The sequence below is a fragment of the Streptosporangium sp. NPDC000563 genome (assembly GCF_040299985.1).
Taxonomy (GTDB): domain Bacteria; phylum Actinomycetota; class Actinomycetes; order Streptosporangiales; family Streptosporangiaceae; genus Streptosporangium.
On sequence record NZ_JBEPDA010000008.1, the window covers coordinates 60,508 to 77,560 of the forward strand.

Genomic DNA, 17,053 nt, shown 5'->3' on the forward strand with positions numbered 1-17,053 from the left:
TGATGTCGTGGCGCCGGGATGGACAAAGGTGCGCCTCACCCGCTCCGTGGACTATTGCGAGACATCCCTGTTAATGGGACATTACACCCAGACATCAGTCGGCATACGTCATACGTTACGAAACAGTAACGCTACGTCTGCCACGGATTCTTGGGGCGCGCTATGAGGAGACCTCTCGCGCCCCGGCGGCGATGACCCTCGTCAGCGCGGCGCCGGGGCGGGCGACCAGGGTTCCTTCGGCGCCGACGAGATCGTCCTTCGCGTGCCGGAGAGCCCGTGAGCCGCCTGGGGCGAATGCTCGGTGCCACGAGACGGCGGGCACCGCTCATCCCGCGACAAGGACATTCGGCCTCACCGACGACGAGCCTGCCGAGTCCCACGCTCTGCCGGCGATCGCCGCGCATGGCGTGCGGGTGGGCCGACCCCTCGGGCCGGAAAGGTGCACAGCCCTCCGATCGATGCCCTCAACCGCAAGACAGGCGTCACATCCGCGCGACGGCACACCCCGATGAGTTCCACGGCGACGGGTGATCACGCGGCGACCACTCTGCTCGGAATCAGCGAAAGGAACAGAGCGTGAAGTCAGCCTCGTCCACCACTGGGAAGGTGTTAGCAGCGCTCGCGGTGTTCGCCGCCGCGGTGCTGCCGACCTTCGTGGGTAATACCTCGGCCTCGGCGGCGGCCCAGGCGACCTACTACGTCGCCCCCGACGGCAACGACGCCAACCCCGGAACGATCACGTCGCCGTTCAGAACCCTGCAGCGCGCGCGGGACGTCGTCCGTACGGTGAACGCCAACATGACGGACGACATCTACGTGTATCTCCGCGGGGGCAACTACTCGATCGGCAGCACCGTCGACTTCACGTCGGCCGACTCCGGCACGAATGGTTACCGGGTCATATACGCCGCGTACCAGAACGAGACGCCGATCCTCAGCGGAGGCGTTCAGGTGACCGGATGGACGCAGCACAGCGGCAACATCTGGAAAGCCCCGCTGAATCGCAGCAACAAGCTTCGCGCGCTCTACGTCAACGACAAGCGAGCGTTCATGGCTTCGAAGACGATGAACTCCGCGGGATGCTACGGCACCTACAGCATCACGGCAGGGCAGGCGTCCTGGGCGTGGGAATCGGGTTCGCAGTGCGCGGGGGTGAAGTACAACCTGAATGATTTTCCCGCCATCGCCGCCAATCAGGACGACATCGAAATCGAGACGGGGACGACCTGGACCACGGCCATCGTGGGAGCCCGGCAGGTCACCTCTGACGGGGCGAACCGGATCGTCCAGTTCCAGCAACCGGGAGCGGCCATCGCCCAGGGGGCCTTCAACGGCAACGCCCAGATCAACGGCAGCCACAAGGTCATGAACGCCTACGAGTTCCTGGACGCGCCGGGCGAGTTCTTCTTCGACAAGACGAGCCGGACGCTGTACTACTACAAGGCGAGCTCCGAGAACATGACCACCGCGACGGTTTTCGCGCCGAACAACGTGTCCACCCTCCTCAGGGTCGCCGGCACCTCCACGAGCAGTCGCGCCCGGAACATCACCTTCTCCGGCCTCACGGTCCAGCACTCCGACTGGAACCTGTTCAACGTGGCCGGCTCGGTGCTCAAGCAGGCCCAGCAGGGCAACCTCGGTGCGCAGGCGTACGCCAGGCAGAACTTCCACGTCTACTACTACCGCAACGTCGACATGGCGCCCGGCATCATCCAGATCGAGAACGCCGACGGGCTCGTCCTGCAGAACAACCGGGTGCAGCACACCGGCGTCGACGGAATCAACATGGTCAACGACGTGGTGAACACGAAGCTGATCGGAAACTACACGAACGACATCGCCGGATCCGCCATCGCCGTGGGCCATCCCCAGCACGTCTACATCGGGGACCACACCTCGACGAACCGCGAGAAGTATCCCGCCCAGGTCGAAGGCGCGCCCAAGAACATCGAGATCAAGAACAACTACATCTACGACAGCGCCGTGTTGTTCAACGGGCACAGCCCCATCTCGGCGTACTTCGCCGACGGCCTGTCCATCCAGCGCAACCGCATCGAGAAGACCCCTTGGTCCGGTGTGACGCTCGGCTGGGGATGGTGGAACTTCGACGGATCGTCAGGCTCGATCGCGCCCAACCGGCCGACCACCACGGCGAGGAACAACACCATCAGCTACAACCACTTCATCGACACGGTGCAGCGCCTGAGCGACACGGCTCCCGTCTACACGCTGGGCAACCAGCCGGGAACCACGATCACCAACAACTACATGCAGGGCGTCCCGTCCGGCCACAAGTACGGACTCCACCCGGACGAGGGCTCGGGAAACATGGTTTTCCGCGACAACCTCCTGAGCGTGGACAAGAACATCACGTGGCTCATCAACTCCGACGACTTCGGGCGCAAGCACGATCTGAGCATCACGCAGACGTACGGCCCCATCAACAAGGTCTCCAACAAGAACCTGCCGAACAGCACGGTCCACGACATCCTCGTGTCCTCCGACTACGTCTGGCCGTCGCAGGCGTACAGCATCGCGGTGAATTCCGGACTTGAGGACGCGTACCGAAACATCATTCCGCAGAGCAATCTTTCCCTGCCGGATTACGTCCTGCCCGCCAGCACTGTCGTCAGCGCCGGTGCGACGTCGATTCCCATCCGCAGCGCTGGCGACGCGAGCAAGTCGGTCTGGCTCGCCCCCCTGGGTACGACGTCCTTCGCCGCCGGCAACACGATGACCAGGGCGAGCGGAACCGCGACCTCCATCGCCGTTCCGACGTCGAACGGTGAATATCGACTCTACGTCGTGGACGCCCAGGGGAACCGGTCGGCCGAGTCGAAATCGCTCGTCAGGCAGGGAAGCGGCGGAAGCAACCAGCAGAACGGCACGATCGTGGGCGGCCAGTCGGGTCGATGCGTGGACATCAACGGCGGCACGGCGACCAACGGCGCTCAGGCGCAGCTGTGGGACTGCAACGGCGGCACCGGCCAGCGGTGGACGTACACCTCGGGCAAGCAGCTGCAGGTGTTCGGCAACAAGTGCCTGGACGCCTACGGCCAGGGCACCTCGAACGGCACTCAGGTCGTGATCTGGGACTGCAACGGACAGACCAACCAGCAGTGGAACGTCAACTCCAACGGCACCATCACCGGTGTGCAGTCCGGGTTGTGCCTGGACGCCAACGGTGCCGGCACCGCCAACGGTACGAGGATGATTCTGTGGGCGTGCAACGGCGGCACGAACCAGCAGTGGAGCCTGCGCAACTGACGTGAGCTCCCACCGGGTCGCGGGCGGTCGTACGCGCCGCCCGCGGCCACCCCGGCGAGGGCCGAAATCCCCTCGGAGGCCGATGCGGCACCGGTGAGGTGACCCGCCGGACGGGGCCTTGCAAACGGAACGACATGCCCGCGGAACGGATCCGGCCGGTTTCCGGGGCCGAGGTGGGTGCAGGGAACGGGCCCGGTGGAGGGCGCGGGCATACTGGGGGCGTGCCACGACGTGATCCACGGTCCCGAGTCCGTTTCGCGCCCACCGCCTCGTGTCCGTGCGGCCTGCCCGCGCCGTACGGGGACTGCTGCGGGCGACTGCACCGCGGGGAGGCGTCCGCGACGACGGCCGAGGCGCTGATGCGGTCGAGGTTCAGCGCCTTCAGCGTCGGCGACGCCGGCTATCTCCTGCGCACCTGGCACCCGTCGACGCGCCCGCCCGCCGTCGACCTCGGTGGCGGGCTGCGGTGGACGCGACTGGAGGTGACGGAGACGACCGGCGGCAGCGCCTTCCACGCCGAGGGCACCGTCCGCTTCCGTGCCCACTACGTCGAGCGCGGCGAGGAGGGCCACCTGGAGGAGCACAGCCGCTTCGTCAGGCACGGGGGAGACTGGGTGTACGTCGGGGCGCTCTGAAAGCCTCGTTCCGCGGCGGAGGCGGTGCCGTCAACACGATCGTGAACCCTTTCTGGGTACCGCCATGGTGCATCCAAACGTTTGCTCTGTCCGTGGGGACTCCGCGTGCCGTGAAGGAAGACGGTCGTGATCTATTCGGGGATGTTCGTGAATGCCAGAATCATGTCCCATGGATGAGGACGCCTTCTGGGAGCTGGTCGATCGGTCCGACCGGGAGACCGATACCAGAAAGAAGCGACTTGCCTGGCTGGATGGCGAGCTTTCCCGGCGCTCGGCCGAGGAGATCGCCGACTTCTCGATGTGGTGGGACTCCGCGACGAGCAGGCTCTGCACCTGGGACATGTACGCGGTGTACTGCTACGTCTTTTCGCGGCAGTCGTTCAACGCCTTCGAGTACTTCGTGAACTGGCTCGTCAGCCTTGGCCGTGTGGCGTTCGAACAGGTGGCGGCCGATCCGGACAGTTTGGTCGAGCTGCCCGAATTCCTGCGTCTGATGAAAGTGCTTCGCGCGAGGATCGCCGCCGGTAAGTACCCTGTATGGTCGGTGAACGAGGAACCGGAGTTCGAACTCCTTGCCTACGTGACGTTCGAGCCTTATCGAAAGGCCACTGGCCTGGATACGAGTCATCTGGGCGACGTTGTCCACGCTCGGGGGGTCCATGCGAAGTTCCCTCTCCTTGGCGAGAATTTCGACGGTGAGGAATGGGACTTCGAGGACGAGGCGGAGATAGGCCGTAGGCTTCCCCGGGTGGCTAGTTATCTGGGCATTTTCTGAGGTCGATTTGAGGTTGCGACATCGGTCGCCGGCTGTGACAACTGGCTAAAAGTGCGATCGGAACACCGGCTGTGAGCAGTGTCAAGCCTGATCGCGCAAAATGATCTATCCCGTTCTTTACATTTGAGCGCGCAAACTGTCGACAAGCTCCCAAACGGAAGTGAATGGATTTCGTTTCGCCGGCCTGGGCTCAATCTTGTGAGCTTCTTCGAGTGTCTGAGCACGTTTGCGTGCGAGTTCATAGCTCCGCATGATGGCGGTAGGCTCGAAGCTCTTTCCGTTGCGGGTGTAGGCGCATCCCCCTTGTGCTTCCAGTGAAGCACAAGCTTCGTCTGTTGTTAGGTAGGTGCGCTGATCTTTCACGTGCAGTATGAGCCAGAGCTCAAAGCAGGGATTAGAGATGGCGCACTTTATGTTATTTTGTCTGGCCAGAACCAATGCTTGCTCTAGTGAGCCATGAGGGGTTGGCGCTTCAACATCTATTACGCACCAAACCTGGTCATATGGAGTCTTTTTATCACTAAGGGAGTTAGGCGCTCTCCGCTTATGGTCAAGAGCAGCTCGCACAAGCCCTAGTGGCTCCCCGTGGGTCGAACCAAAGCGAACGCCGGGGATTCGAAGGTCCCGCACCAGCGCTCCTAGGTAAACGCGCTCTGTGACTTCACCTTCACAGTAGACGAGGAAGCGCTTCCTGCCCGGCAGGTTTCCCGGAGTCCGTTTCAGGGGCTTGTTCCGACTGCGGAGCGACATGTGAACCAGTGTGCCCTCTCAGGGCGCGCTCCAAGAAGTGATCGTCGAAAATCGGCACTCCTCTGTACCGGCCGAGCATGTAGCCCCGGAACACGTTGTCGAGGCCCTCCCTTACCCGGTATCGCGTCAGGGGGTGCAGTTCTGTCGCTCCGTCGGAGGCGCGATCCGCCAGCCAGATCTGATCGCGTCTCAACCGGGCATCGGCGAGTGGAGACATAAGGGTCACGTCGTGCGTATTGAAAAGTATTTGAGCGCCTAGCTTATTGTAAGTCGGGCTCTGAAACAGTTTCAAAAGCTCGGAAGCCAGCAAGGGGTGCAGGAAAGCATTCAGCTCGTCGACCACCAGCAACTTGCCTAGCGAGAGCGCATTGACAACGGGGCCCAGAAGGGCGAACCAGCCACGCGTTCCACTGGATTCGTGGTCCGCCGACAGGGTGTATTCTCGCTCGTTTACGCGATGAACAAAATCGATTTTTGGCGGCCCCTGCACCTCGACGCTCTCATCGGCGGCATTTTCGGGGTCCATCACTTTGATGAGCGCTAGAAACCTCTCCCGTATCTCTGCGTTAAACGGTTGCTGCTCATGGCGAACATCGGTGATGCCGAAATCTGCGTAGTTGAGTAGGCTCAGAACGCTTTTTCGGCCATGTTCTGACAGCTCGTGCAGGGTGGCGATAGGATTTTGATGTGGATGGCCTGCGGCCACATACGAAATATCGCTCTCAAACCAACGATAGATCCGGGTAAGCTGCTCATGGTTGTTTGCGGCAGCCGTTGAGAGGTACAGGCTGTTCGGTCTTACCAGGTCGGCGATTGCCCGCTTTCGCCCTTTGAGGCTCTCGCCGAAGCGGATAGAACTTCCCTGTGGCCCTGCTCGCTCGAATATGAGGCGTCGGACCAGTCGTTGCTGTCTGGTGAAGCTGTAGAGCCACTCGCTCTTTATCTCGTGGTCATCCAGAGAGAACCCATACTCATAGCGAACCCCGTCGAGCGCGATATCGACGGAGAACTCCGTGGGATTGATGTGGCTTTTTTCGTCAAAACGGAAATTGTTGCGCCGGATATGCGCTCCGGGCTTCCACAGTTGATGGGATTCTTCGACGGCATTTGCCATGAAGCGTAACGCCTGAAGCAGGTTGGACTTTCCTGACGCGTTGCCACCATAGATGGCAACGGCCGGTAGCACCGACAGGTCCTCTCGCGTCGGACTCCGCACCGCTAGATCGCCATGCTCGTCCAGCGCAACCAGACTGAGTTCCTGCTCGTCGCGCAACGACGCGTAGTTGGCGACACGGAAGCGGAGCAGCACCTTGCCTCCCGTCAGGCAACTCTCGGACATGGGTGTGTGACTAGGGGCCCCGAGCGTCACTACTTGACGATTATGCGCCTTAAAGCTACCGGGAGGTAGGTCCTTGAGCGTGTAGATGGTAAAAATCGGCCCTCCTGGCTCTGCGAGTGCACCATCACCTGCGGCATCAAAGATCACGACTGATGCAGGAACCTCCGTCTGAGCGGGGCGGATATCGGCCGCGATCATGGGCCCCGGCTCCGGATTTCGGTGCATCGAGAGGAGGTCCCCGGCGCCTCCTCCTTCAGAGGGCACGCCTCGTAGCGCACGACCAGCGGAGACCCGGCTGCCGATCATGCCCGTGGACCCGATTCCGTGTGTCGTGTGGATCGGGAGGGAGGTTATGTCCGAGGGCGGTTTCGCGGGTCGTGGGCGGGGTGCAGGTGTTCGTTCGACGCGCGCCTCGCGGTCACCTTGGAGATCTCTGGTCGGTGGTCGTCGCTCGCGGGCAGGATCCCCACGTGACGATTCAGGTGGCGGTGTGCGGTCCGCGCGAGTGTACGGCGCAGGAGGAGTCCAACGCCCGCGAGGTCGGCCGATTACTGGCGGAGCGCGGTGCGGTGGTGATCTGCGGTGGTCACACCGGGGTGATGGCCGCCGTGGCGGCCGGTGCCCGGTCGGCGGGTGGAACGGTGGTCGGCGTTCTGCCCCGGTCGGACAGGGCGGACGCCAATCCCGATCTCTCCATCGTGATCCCGACCGGTTTGGGGGAGGCGCGGAACACCGTCATCGTCAACTCGGGGGACGCCGTGATCGTCATCGGCGGATCATGGGGCACGCTGTCCGAGTTGGCGTTCGCGATGCGGTACGGCCGTGTCCCCGTGGTCCAGCTCGGCGGCTGGCGGATCCTCGACGGGGAGGGGCGTCCGGTCGCCGGTATCACGCACGTCTCGTCTCCTGAGGAGGCGGTGGCGGCCACGGGGCTATGGCGGTGACCCCCGGAGGGGGGCCTGAGAGACCGGCCGCGACACGCTCCGGAGACGCCCTGTTCCGTTCGTGGCGCCATCCCCGCGAGTTCTCACTCCCACGGTTGTGCGCTTCTTCGCGTGAGAGCCGCTCGGGATTCCCGCGGAGACGGTCAGGTCCAGGGTCAGCCCGGGGAGGGACTCGTCCTTGGTGCCGGAGGGGTTTTCGAGTGCTTGGCGCATGTGGTGTCCCACTCGGGGATGCGGAGCAGCGCGGGATTGGCGACGCCGCTCTCGCCGCGTGCCCCGCTCGACGTGCTGGCGAAGGCGAGGCCCTCGACGCAGATCCGGGCGACGTTGGGGAAGTTGTCCGCGTTGCGGAAGACCTCGACGTAGTCGACGTCGCCGACCTTGTCCGGCGCCGCGTTCTCCTTGCCGCCGCGATCGCCCAGCTGGTCGGAGGAGCAACCGGTCAGCAGGAGAGCGGCGAGAACCGCTCCGGTCCAACCGGCGGACACCGGACGTGTCATTCGTTACTCCTTCGCGTGGGGGAAACGGGCTGGCTCCTGGCCTCTCGTGGCCTCGGTGGAGCCGCGGGGGTGATCAGCTCCACCTCGTTCGCGGCGAGGGCGTCTCTCAGGTCGGGCGGCGGCATGGTGTCGGTGATGAGGTAGTCGGCGGCGCCGAGCTCCGACACCTGGGCGAACAGCCGGCGTCCGAACTTGGAGGAGTCGGCGAGGATCGCCACGCGGGCCGCGCGGGCGAGCATCTCCTGCATCATCGCTGCCTCGGCGAGGTTGCTCGTCGTGTAGCCGGCGTCCGCGGAGACGGCGCCGACGCCGATGAGCGCCAGGTCGCAGCTGACGTCCAGCTCGGTGCCGGTGTTGGTGCGGAAGCTGACCGGGCCGATCGTGGCGAGCGTGAGCGAGCGCACCGCGCCGCCGAAGATGTAGATGTCGCGGATCGCCGTCGGCGGCAGCGCGCCGGGCACCAGCAGGTTGTTCGTCGCCACCGTGAGGTCGCGGTGCTGGCGCAGGCCGCGGGCGAACGCGAGGGTGGTCGTCCCGCCGTTGATCATGATGGTCGAGCCGTCCTGGACGAGTGCCGCGGCCAGTGCCGCGATCTTCTCCTTCTCCTTCTCCTGCTCGTTGAGTCGCTGGTCGACGGCGCGGTCGGTGCGGGAGATCGTGGACAGGCTGACGGCGCCGCCGTACGTGCGCACGAGGATGCCGTCGGCGCTCAGCTGGTCGAGGTCGCGTCGCACGGTGTCGATGGAGACGCCGAAGCGCTCCGCCAGCTCGCTCACCGTGACCTGCCCGGTGTCGGAGACGTACGCGGCCAGTTGGGCCTTGCGTCCGGCAGGTAGGTGGCGCTGCCGATCGTCCCTGTCGCCGCTCACTGATCTCCCTTCGGTAGTGCGGCAGTATGCCACAAACGCACCCCGCTCACGTGCATCGCAGCATAGAACAGCGAAAACCTGCAAGGGTGGGCGGGGTCCTCGAAGCCATGCATCTCCCTGTTCATCTCCAGGTCGAAGAAGGTGGCCGAGACGCCTGCCCTGCCGTGCGGCGCGAGACTTTGCCATAGTGCGCAGCTTTCTGCCGTTCTTCTCTTGTTTACGTTCGTAATGCGCTGCTAACGTGACCGCCACACAGCAGAAAACAGAAAGATCTAGATGTGGAAGGAGCTGGCCATGACGATTCGCGCAGCCCGGCTGAGGCGACTGACAGGGGCGGTGACAGCGGCCGCGATGGTCGCGTTCGTTGCGGCGTGCGGCTCGGGCAGCACAAGCGACTCGGCTGACGCCGGTGCGGACAACACCGTGACGCTGGAGTTCGCGCAGTGGTGGGGGGCCGAGCTCCCGGCCGAGGATTTCGACAAGATCATCAACGACTTCACGGCCCAGAACCCGAACATCAAGATCAAGCTGCTGAGTGCGCCGTACGCCTCGACCAAGCAGCAGCTGCTCACCGGTGCGGCGTCCAAGACCCTGCCCGACGTGGTCGGTCTCGACGGCGCCTGGGTGAACGACTTCGCCAAGCAGGGCGCGATCACCGACATGTCCAAGCTGATGGCCGAGGCGGGCTACGACGACAGCCAGCTCGCCAGCCAGGTGCAGCTCGACGGCAAGACGTACATGATCCCGGTGGTCAACTTCGTCTACCCGCTCTTCGTCAACAAGGACCTGCTCACCAAGGCGGGCATCGAGAAGGTGCCCGGCACGCGCTCCGAGTTCCTGGACGCGGCCAAGAAGATCAGTGCGACCGGCGGCAACGCCAAGGGCTGGGCGCTCCCGCTCGACACCGCGGTGCCCAACGGCATCCAGAACGACGTCATGTCCTGGCTGTGGGCCTCGGGCGGCAGCATGCTGCAGGACGGCAAGCCGAACCTGACCAGTCCCGAGGTCAAGGGCGTGGTCGACTTCGTGAAGAGCCTGAACGACGCCGACGCCATCGCGCCGGGCTCGCTCACCATGAAAGAGCAGGACAAGGTCGAGAAGTTCACCAACGGCCAGGTCGGCATGATGATCGACTCGCTCGCGCACATCAACCTGATCAAGAAGAACAAGCCGGACCTGAAGTTCGAGATCGCGGCCCTGCCCGCCGAGGACGGCTACACCGGCAAGCGCGGCATCCCCTACGCGTCATGGGGCATCGGCATCTCAGACTCCACCGAGCACAAGGCCGAGGCGTTCAAGTTCGTGTCCTACCTGATGAGCCAGGAGGCGAACGCGAAGCTCAGCACGATCGCGAACGGCTTCCCCGGCAACAAGAACGCGGAGCCCGACTTCAGCGGCGGTGACCCGATGTTCAAGACCGCTTTCGAGATCTACCAGCAGGGCTACCCGGCCAACGAGTTCGTCGGCCTGCCCAAGGCCGAGGACCTGATGCGCAGCTTCGACGAGCAGCTCCAGCTCGTGCTGACCGGCAAGACGAGCGTCGACGAGGCCCTCCAGAAGTCCCAGGAGTCCTGGTCCTCGGTGATCGAGTAGTCCGCCCGGGCGCCGCGCCGCTCCGCCGGCGCGGCGCCTGACCAAGGAGACAGCGATGACATCGGCGCAAGTCGAACCCATGACCGCGCCGGAGAGCGCGCCGCCGCCAGGGCGGGCCGCCCCCGGCCGCGACCGCTCCACCCCGGCCCGGCGCCTGGTCCCGTACGGCTATCTGTCCCCCACGATCCTGCTGATCGTGCTCCTGATGGTGGTCCCCATCGTCATGGTGGTCGGCTACTCGTTCCGGGACAACGTGATCATCCAGGAGAACTCGGTGTTCGCCGGGTTCGCCAACTACGCCAAGGTGCTCACCGACCCGGACTTCCTGGCTGCGCTGAAGAACACCGCGATCTTCATCTCGGTCAGCACCGTGGCCCACCTCGTCCTCGGCCTCGCCTTCGCGATGATGCTCAACACGCGGCTGCTGGGCGGGGTCGCGAAGGCCGTCTTCCGGATCGTCTACATCCTGCCCTGGCTGTTCACGATCGCGGTGATCGCGGTCATCTGGCGGCTGCTGCTCGACCCGGCCGGCGTGGTCAACTACGTGCTGCAGACGCTGGGCCTCATCCAGGAGGGTGTGAACTGGCTCGGTGACCCGAGCACGGCGCTTTGGGCGGTCACCTTCGTCAACATCTGGTCCGGCTATCCGTTCTTCATGATCAGCCTGCTCGCCGGGTTGCAGGGCATTCCCGCCGACCTGTACGAGGCGGCCGCGGTGGACGGGGCGAATCCGCTCCGGCGCTTCCTGAACGTGACGCTCCCGCAGCTGCGGCCGGTGATCATCGGCATGGCGGTGCTCGACCTGATCTGGACGTCCCAGCAGTTCGCGCTGATTTGGATGATGACCGGCGGCGGGCCGCTGAACACCACCGAGATGCTCAGCACCTACACCTACAAGCAGGCCTTCAGCGAGTACGAGTTCGCGACCGCGTCCGCGGCCGCCGTGGTCGTACTGCTGCTCACGATGGTCCTGGCCTTCTTCTACGTACGCCAGCAAAGGGAGCGGTGAGATGGCCAGCGTCAAGAGCAGCGTCAGGATGACCGTCAAGACGCGGCACACCCTCGCGAAGGCCGGGGTCGTCACGGGACTCGTCCTCGGCGCGCTGTTCGCCGTCCTGCCGGTCCTGTGGATGCTCTCCACCTCGTTCAAGGGGAACGGAGAGGTCTTCCAGAGCCCGCCGCAGCTGATCACCGAGGGTTTCTCGCTGGACGCCTACCGCGAGATCCTGGGCAGCGGCGAGCAGCTGAGGTTCTTCCTCAACAGCTACATCGTCGCCCTCGCGGTGACGGCCCTCACGCTCCTGGTGGCGATCCTGGCCGGGTACGCGTTCAGCCGCTTCACGTTCCCGTTCCAGCGGACCATCAACGCCGTGATCGTCAGCGTCCAGGCGGTGCCGCCGATCACGCTCGTCATCCCGTACTTCGGGCTCGTCGTCGGGCTCGGCCTGTACAACACCTATCCCGGCCTCATCCTCACGCACATGGTGTTCACCCTCCCGTACGCGATCATCATGATCACCGCGTACCTGAACACGCTGCCGCGCGAGCTGGACGAGTCGGTCAAGGTCGACGGCGGTACCGGCTGGACCGCGCTGTGGCGGATCCTGGTGCCGGTCTCGGTGCCCGGTCTGATCGCGGTCGGGATCTACACGTTCATGATCTCGTGGAACGAGTATCTGTTCGCGCTCACGCTGACCCGTACCAACGACATGCGCACGGTGCCGATCGGCATCCAGCTGCTCATGGGCCAGCACTCCTACGAGTGGAACCAGATGATGGCGATGAGCATCCTCGGCTCCATCCCCGTTCTCATCCTCTTCCTTCTCTTCCAGCGGCGGTTCATCGGCGGGCTCACCGCCGGCGCCGTCAAGGCCTGATCCCTCCGGGCCGCTGAACACCCCCCAGTAACCAGACACACCCCCATTTATAAGGAGAAAAACCGAAATGCTGACGACCGGCAAGGCGATTCTGGACGTCGCCAACGAGCACAGTTTCGCCGTGCCCGCGTTCAACATCAGCGACTGGGCGATGTTCAAGGGCATCGTGGAGATCAGCGAGGAGAAGAACGCGCCGCTGATCGTCGGGATCCACCCCGACGAGGCGCGGCACATCGGCCGCGAGATGATCACCGGCATCATCGAGCGCTCGCACAACGCTAGCGTCCCGGTCGCGATCCACTGGGACCACGGCGCCACCTACGAGCAGATCCTGCAGGCGATCCAGTACGGCTTCACCTCCGTGATGATCGACGCCTCGCTGAAGCCGTTCGACGAGAACATCGCCATCTCCAAGCGGGTCGCCGACTCCGCGCACGCCCTCGGCATCTCCGTGGAGGCCGAACTCGGCACGATCGGCGCGACCGACGGCGAGGCCGAGGAGGGCGCCGACACGATCATCTACACCGATCCGGACGACGCGGTCACCTTCGTCGAGGTCACCGGTGCGGACAGTCTCGCCATCGCGATCGGCACCTACCACGGCATCTACCCGGCGCACCTGAAGCCCGAGCTGAAGCTCGACCTGCTCAAGGAGATCAAGAGCCGGCTGCCGATCCCGCTCGTGCTGCACGGCGGCTCCGGCAACCCGGACGACGAGATCGCCGAGGCCGCGCGGATCGGCATCAACAAGATCAACATCTCCAGTGACATCAAGGTCGCGTACCACGACAAGATGCGCGAGATGCTCGCCGACGGAAAGCTGCGCGAGCCGAACAGCATCCAGCCCGCGTGCGTCGAGGCGATGAAGGCGGTCGCCGCCCACAAGATCGACCTGTTCGGCGCCGCCGGCAAGGGCTCGCTCTACTGACATGGCCGACGCGTCCCGTGTGGTTCTCGGCCTCGGCGGTTGCGTCGACTACGAGTTGACGCTCACCGCCGGCGTCCTGGAGCGGCTGGTCGCCGACTACGGCATCCTCGCCGCCGAACTGGAGTCGCCGCCGGTTACCGTGACCGGCGAGCGGGACCTCGTGGTGTCCATTCTCGGATACGTGGCCCGGGGCCGTGGCGGCGAGCACTTCGTCGCCTCCGCCCCGGCGCTCGAGGCCTTCGCCGACCGTTTCCCCTACCGGGCGACCCTGGGCGGCACCTCGGTGCGGGCCGGGATCCTGATGAGCCGGTTGGGCGTGCCGTCGACGCTCCACCTGGTCAGCGTGAACGACACGATCCGGCGGCTGCTGCCGCCGGACGGTGACTACGTCTCCAGCGGCGTCGAGGACACCTTCTACCCCCACCTGATCGTCCAGTACGACCAGGGCCTGCGAATCCGGAGCGGTGACCTCGACATCACCGCGCCGTTCCCGAACCGGCTGATCTACGTCAACGACCCGGCCAACGGCGACATGCTGCTCACCGACGACCTGGGCGACCGGCTCGCCAAGGCGGAGGTTTTTCTCATCTCGGGCCTCAACGCGATGCAGGACGAGGCGGAGCTCGACCGGCGCCTCGCCGAGCTGCGCTCGCACATGCGGCGGCTGCCGCCGGGGGCGGTGACCTACTTCGAGGACGCGGCGTACCACGAGCCCGCCTTCAGCCACCGGGTCAGGGACGCGCTGCTCGACGAGATCGACGTGTACGGGCTGAACGAGGACGAGATGCAGTCGTACCTCGGACGCCAGGTCGACCTGCTCTCGGCGGAGGACGTCGCCGCCGCGCTCACGGCGGTCCGCGCGCTCATCCCGGTGCCGACGCTGGTGCTGCACACGAAGTACTGGGCGGCGGCGTTCGGGGAAGGCGCGGGCGAGTACGCCGACGCCCTCGACACCGGCACCGTGATGGCCGCGACCCGCTACTGCCACGGTGACGACTTCACCGGCGAGGACGTCGACCGGCTGCGCCGACGACCGCGAAGGATCGAGTCCGTCGCCTTCGCGAGGGCGTTGCACGAGCGGATGGGCGACACCGTCCACTGCGTCCCGGGATTCTCGCTCGACGTCCAGAACCCCACGACCGTCGGGCTGGGGGACACGTTCGTCGGGGGCTTTCTCGCCGCGCTGGCCCGCGAGGAGCGCCGATGACCATCGCTCGCCGCGTCGGCGCGCACGGAGAACCGACGGTCTCCCGCCGCGCCGGCGCGTATGGAAAACCGATGCCCGTCTCCCGTCGCGTCGGCTCGTAAGGAGGCCCGATGACCATCGAGATACTGTCCGCCAACCAGCCGGAGACGTTCTACCGCGGCGCAGGCCGGATCGCGGAGTTCCGCGGCGCACCGGCGCTGCCCGATCGCCCCGAGGACTGGGTGGGCTCGGTGACCAGCAGGTTCGGGCTCGCCCCTTCCGGGCTGTCCACCCTGCGGGACGGCCGGGTGCTGGCCGAGGCGATCGCCGCCGACCCCGCCTGGTGGCTCGGTCCCGGGCGCACCGACACCGGCGTGCTGGTGAAGCTGCTCGACGCCGGGCAGCGGCTGCCGTTGCACGTGCACCCCGACCGCCGTTTCGCGAACGCGCACCTGGCCTCGCCCTACGGGAAGACCGAGGCATGGGTGATCGTCTCCGCGCGGCCCGACGCGTACGTCCACCTGGGTTTCGCCCGGGACGTGGAGGCCGGCGAGCTGGCCGGTTGGGTGGCGGGCCAGGAGACCGAGCGGATGCTCGCCGCCACCAACAAGGTCCCGGTCGCGGCCGGTGACGCGATCCTCTGCCCGGCAGGACTGCCGCACGCGATCGGCGACGGCATCCTGCTGGTCGAGATCCAGGAGCCGACCGACTTCTCCGTACTGCTGGAGTACGAGGGCTTCGGCCTGTCGGACGGCCACCTCGGCCTCGACTACGACCTCGCCCTGGGCTGCGTCGACCGCGGCGCGTGGACGCCGTCGCGCCTGGACGGGCTTCGGGGCACTCCGGCGCGACTGCTGCCCGAGGCCGCCGACGAGTTCTTCTCCGCACGCCGCGTGCGCGGCGGCGACCGCCTGGACCAGGGGTTCGGCGTCCTGGTCGCGGTGTCGGGCGTGGGAAGGCTGACCGGCGGGAAGGACGACCTGTCGCTCAGGAGGGGGGACACGCTGCTGGTTCCGTACGCGGCCGGCCCGCTTCTCCTGGACGGCGAGATCGAGGTGATCCACATGTCGGCGCCCACCGCTCCCCACCGTCCGCCGTCGGGCTGAGGACATGACCGCGGGCCGACCCACATCGAGTGCCCTGACCATCCGCGGACCTCGCGGATCTTCGACCCGGCCCTGGTGAACGGAGAGTCGCCCGACCCGGGAGGAGTAGTCGATCCCGGGCGGAAAACCTCTCCGGTTGGGCGGCGGTGTGGGCCGGCTTCTACCGGTCGGCGAGAGGGGAGGCCGTCTTGGGATGTGAGGCGGCCTCGGGACAGCCCGGCGGAGGGCTCATCGCTCCCGAGCGGGAGACCACGGTGAAGGACGCGTCGAGGTTCGTGAGCTTCAGGAGCTTGAGAACCACGGGCGGGGCTCCGGCCAGGAGCAGAGGTGTGTCCCGTTCGCGCGCGTGCCGCCTGATGGCGATCAGCGCGCTCAGGCCGCAGGCGTCGATGAAGGTGACGCCTGACAGGTCGATGATGACCGTACCGGGGCGGGCGTCGATGACGTCCTGGGTGAAGACCGACAGTTTCGGCCTGGTGGCGAGGTCGAGCTCACCGGCCACCGTGATGACCACGAAGCCATCGGCGTGCTCGCTCGTGAGTTGCAGTGCGTTCATCGCCCACTTCCCTGCAGGCTGACGTGAATGTACGTATCCGGCCAGGGGGTGTCGCTCGGACGCCTGGCCTCAGCTCGCCGCCTCCCTGGCCGCGTCGTGCGGGCGCGGAGGGGATGGACGATCTGAAGCCACGATACTCCCTAACGGTGCGAACCATCGCTTTCCGTGATCGTGTAGCTTCGAAGCGAAGTGTAGATGCCAACCTGGATATGTGCCAGCTATTCAAGGAAACAGCTTTGTAGCCGTGTCCCCGAAGGGTCGTCAGGGTGGTTCCCGAGTGGCGGGAGAGGGTCCTGCGCCGGGTGGGAAAGCGGGCCTGAGCTGGGCGGAGTCAGCCCGCGGAATGGCTCGGGGCCATGGCGTCGAGCGCGTCGCGCAGGGTGGCTCGCGTCTCGAAGTGCCTGTCGAGATTCGTGATCGTCAACAGGTGTGTGATCATGCCGGGGCTCACCACCAGCATGAGGTGACCGTGGGCCTCCTTGATCCGGGTGAGCGTGCCCACGATGACCCCCAGCCCCACCGAGTCGCAGAACGGCACGCCCGTCAGGTCCAGCACCAGGTTCGGGGTTCCGGCGTCCTCCAGGGCGTGGTCGATCTCCGCGCGCAACCGCGGAGCCACGGCCATGTCGAGCTCGCCCGCCGCCTGTACGACCACACAGGTGCCACTGCGCCACGTCTGAACGTCGAATGTCGAGATCACGATCATCACCTCCGTGCCTTTTCAGCTT

General features: G+C 65.5%; 16 protein-coding genes. 10 read left to right on the forward strand and 6 right to left on the reverse strand.

Translation table 11 applies throughout. The features are described from left to right. Nucleotides 1-576: 576 nt before the first annotated feature. The 3 genes from ABT352_RS20365 (at nt 577) to ABT352_RS20375 (ending at nt 4,677) form a co-directional block, all read left to right on the forward strand. Nucleotides 577-3,267: a ricin-type beta-trefoil lectin domain protein gene (locus ABT352_RS20365; protein ID WP_350946431.1), complete on the forward strand. Its 2,691-nt coding sequence runs from the start codon at nt 577-579 to the stop codon at nt 3,265-3,267. Between the two features lie 221 nt (nt 3,268-3,488). Further along, a complete protein-coding gene (locus ABT352_RS20370; RefSeq protein WP_350946432.1) occupies nt 3,489-3,902 on the forward strand; it encodes a YchJ family protein in 414 nt (137 codons plus the stop codon). A 169-nt stretch (nt 3,903-4,071) separates the two neighbouring features. After that, nucleotides 4,072-4,677 carry a DUF4240 domain-containing protein gene (locus tag ABT352_RS20375; RefSeq protein ID WP_350946433.1) on the forward strand — a complete coding sequence of 202 codons (606 nt, stop codon included), beginning with the start codon at nt 4,072-4,074 and terminating at the stop codon, nt 4,675-4,677. Nucleotides 4,678-4,794: 117 nt separating this feature from the next. Here ABT352_RS20375 and ABT352_RS20380 read toward each other — a convergent pair whose 3' ends face one another. Together ABT352_RS20380 and ABT352_RS20385 are read right to left on the reverse strand one after the other, a co-directional pair. Then, entirely contained in the window at nt 4,795-5,427 is a 633-nt protein-coding gene (locus tag ABT352_RS20380) for an RloB family protein (protein WP_350946434.1), read from the reverse strand. Beyond that, on the reverse strand, nt 5,345-6,964 hold the full coding sequence (locus ABT352_RS20385; RefSeq protein ID WP_350946435.1) for an AAA family ATPase: 1,620 nt from the start codon (nt 6,962-6,964) through the stop codon (nt 5,345-5,347). Before ABT352_RS20385 ends, ABT352_RS20380 begins: the two co-directional genes overlap by 83 nt. A 272-nt stretch (nt 6,965-7,236) precedes the next feature. On the opposite strand from ABT352_RS20385, the gene ABT352_RS20390 reads away from it, so the two are divergent. Continuing rightward, entirely contained in the window at nt 7,237-7,710 is a 474-nt protein-coding gene (locus tag ABT352_RS20390; protein WP_350946436.1) for a TIGR00725 family protein, read from the forward strand. Nucleotides 7,711-7,865: 155 nt separating this feature from the next. Here the strand turns inward: ABT352_RS20390 and ABT352_RS20395 are convergent, their stop codons facing one another. Together ABT352_RS20395 and ABT352_RS20400 are read right to left on the reverse strand one after the other, a co-directional pair. Continuing rightward, on the reverse strand, nt 7,866-8,210 hold the full coding sequence (locus tag ABT352_RS20395; RefSeq protein ID WP_350946437.1) for a hypothetical protein: 345 nt from the start codon (nt 8,208-8,210) through the stop codon (nt 7,866-7,868). Next, nucleotides 8,207-9,079 (reverse strand): DeoR/GlpR family DNA-binding transcription regulator, encoded by an 873-nt coding sequence (locus ABT352_RS20400; protein WP_350946438.1) that lies wholly within the window; start codon nt 9,077-9,079, stop codon nt 8,207-8,209. The genes ABT352_RS20395 and ABT352_RS20400 overlap by 4 nt, the downstream gene beginning before the upstream one ends. 294 nt (nt 9,080-9,373) lie before the next feature. Between ABT352_RS20400 and ABT352_RS20405 the strand changes: the two genes are divergently transcribed. The 6 genes from ABT352_RS20405 (at nt 9,374) to ABT352_RS20430 (ending at nt 15,769) form a co-directional block, all read left to right on the forward strand. Further along, nucleotides 9,374-10,672: an ABC transporter substrate-binding protein gene (locus ABT352_RS20405; protein ID WP_350946439.1), complete on the forward strand. Its 1,299-nt coding sequence runs from the start codon at nt 9,374-9,376 to the stop codon at nt 10,670-10,672. Between the two features lie 55 nt (nt 10,673-10,727). After that, a complete protein-coding gene (locus ABT352_RS20410; protein WP_350946440.1) occupies nt 10,728-11,681 on the forward strand; it encodes a carbohydrate ABC transporter permease in 954 nt (317 codons plus the stop codon). 1 nt (nt 11,682) lies between these two features. After that, nucleotides 11,683-12,549 (forward strand): carbohydrate ABC transporter permease, encoded by an 867-nt coding sequence (locus ABT352_RS20415; RefSeq protein ID WP_350946441.1) that lies wholly within the window; start codon nt 11,683-11,685, stop codon nt 12,547-12,549. A 67-nt stretch (nt 12,550-12,616) separates the two neighbouring features. Further along, on the forward strand, nt 12,617-13,477 hold the full coding sequence (locus ABT352_RS20420; RefSeq protein WP_350946442.1) for a ketose-bisphosphate aldolase: 861 nt from the start codon (nt 12,617-12,619) through the stop codon (nt 13,475-13,477). Nucleotide 13,478: 1 nt separating this feature from the next. Then, nucleotides 13,479-14,684, forward strand: coding sequence for an ADP-dependent glucokinase/phosphofructokinase (locus ABT352_RS20425; protein ID WP_350946443.1), 1,206 nt, complete (start codon nt 13,479-13,481; stop codon nt 14,682-14,684). Between the two features lie 110 nt (nt 14,685-14,794). Further along, nucleotides 14,795-15,769 (forward strand): class I mannose-6-phosphate isomerase, encoded by a 975-nt coding sequence (locus ABT352_RS20430; RefSeq protein ID WP_350946444.1) that lies wholly within the window; start codon nt 14,795-14,797, stop codon nt 15,767-15,769. Between the two features lie 160 nt (nt 15,770-15,929). Here ABT352_RS20430 and ABT352_RS20435 read toward each other — a convergent pair whose 3' ends face one another. Beyond that, nucleotides 15,930-16,325, reverse strand: a complete 396-nt coding sequence (locus tag ABT352_RS20435) for an STAS domain-containing protein (protein WP_350946445.1) — start codon at nt 16,323-16,325, stop codon at nt 15,930-15,932. Nucleotides 16,326-16,656: 331 nt separating this feature from the next. Next, the gene (locus ABT352_RS20440; RefSeq protein WP_350946446.1) at nt 16,657-17,025 is read right to left on the reverse strand and encodes an STAS domain-containing protein; all 369 of its coding nucleotides are present in this window, start codon (nt 17,023-17,025) and stop codon (nt 16,657-16,659) included. Nucleotides 17,026-17,053 lie beyond the last annotated feature (28 nt).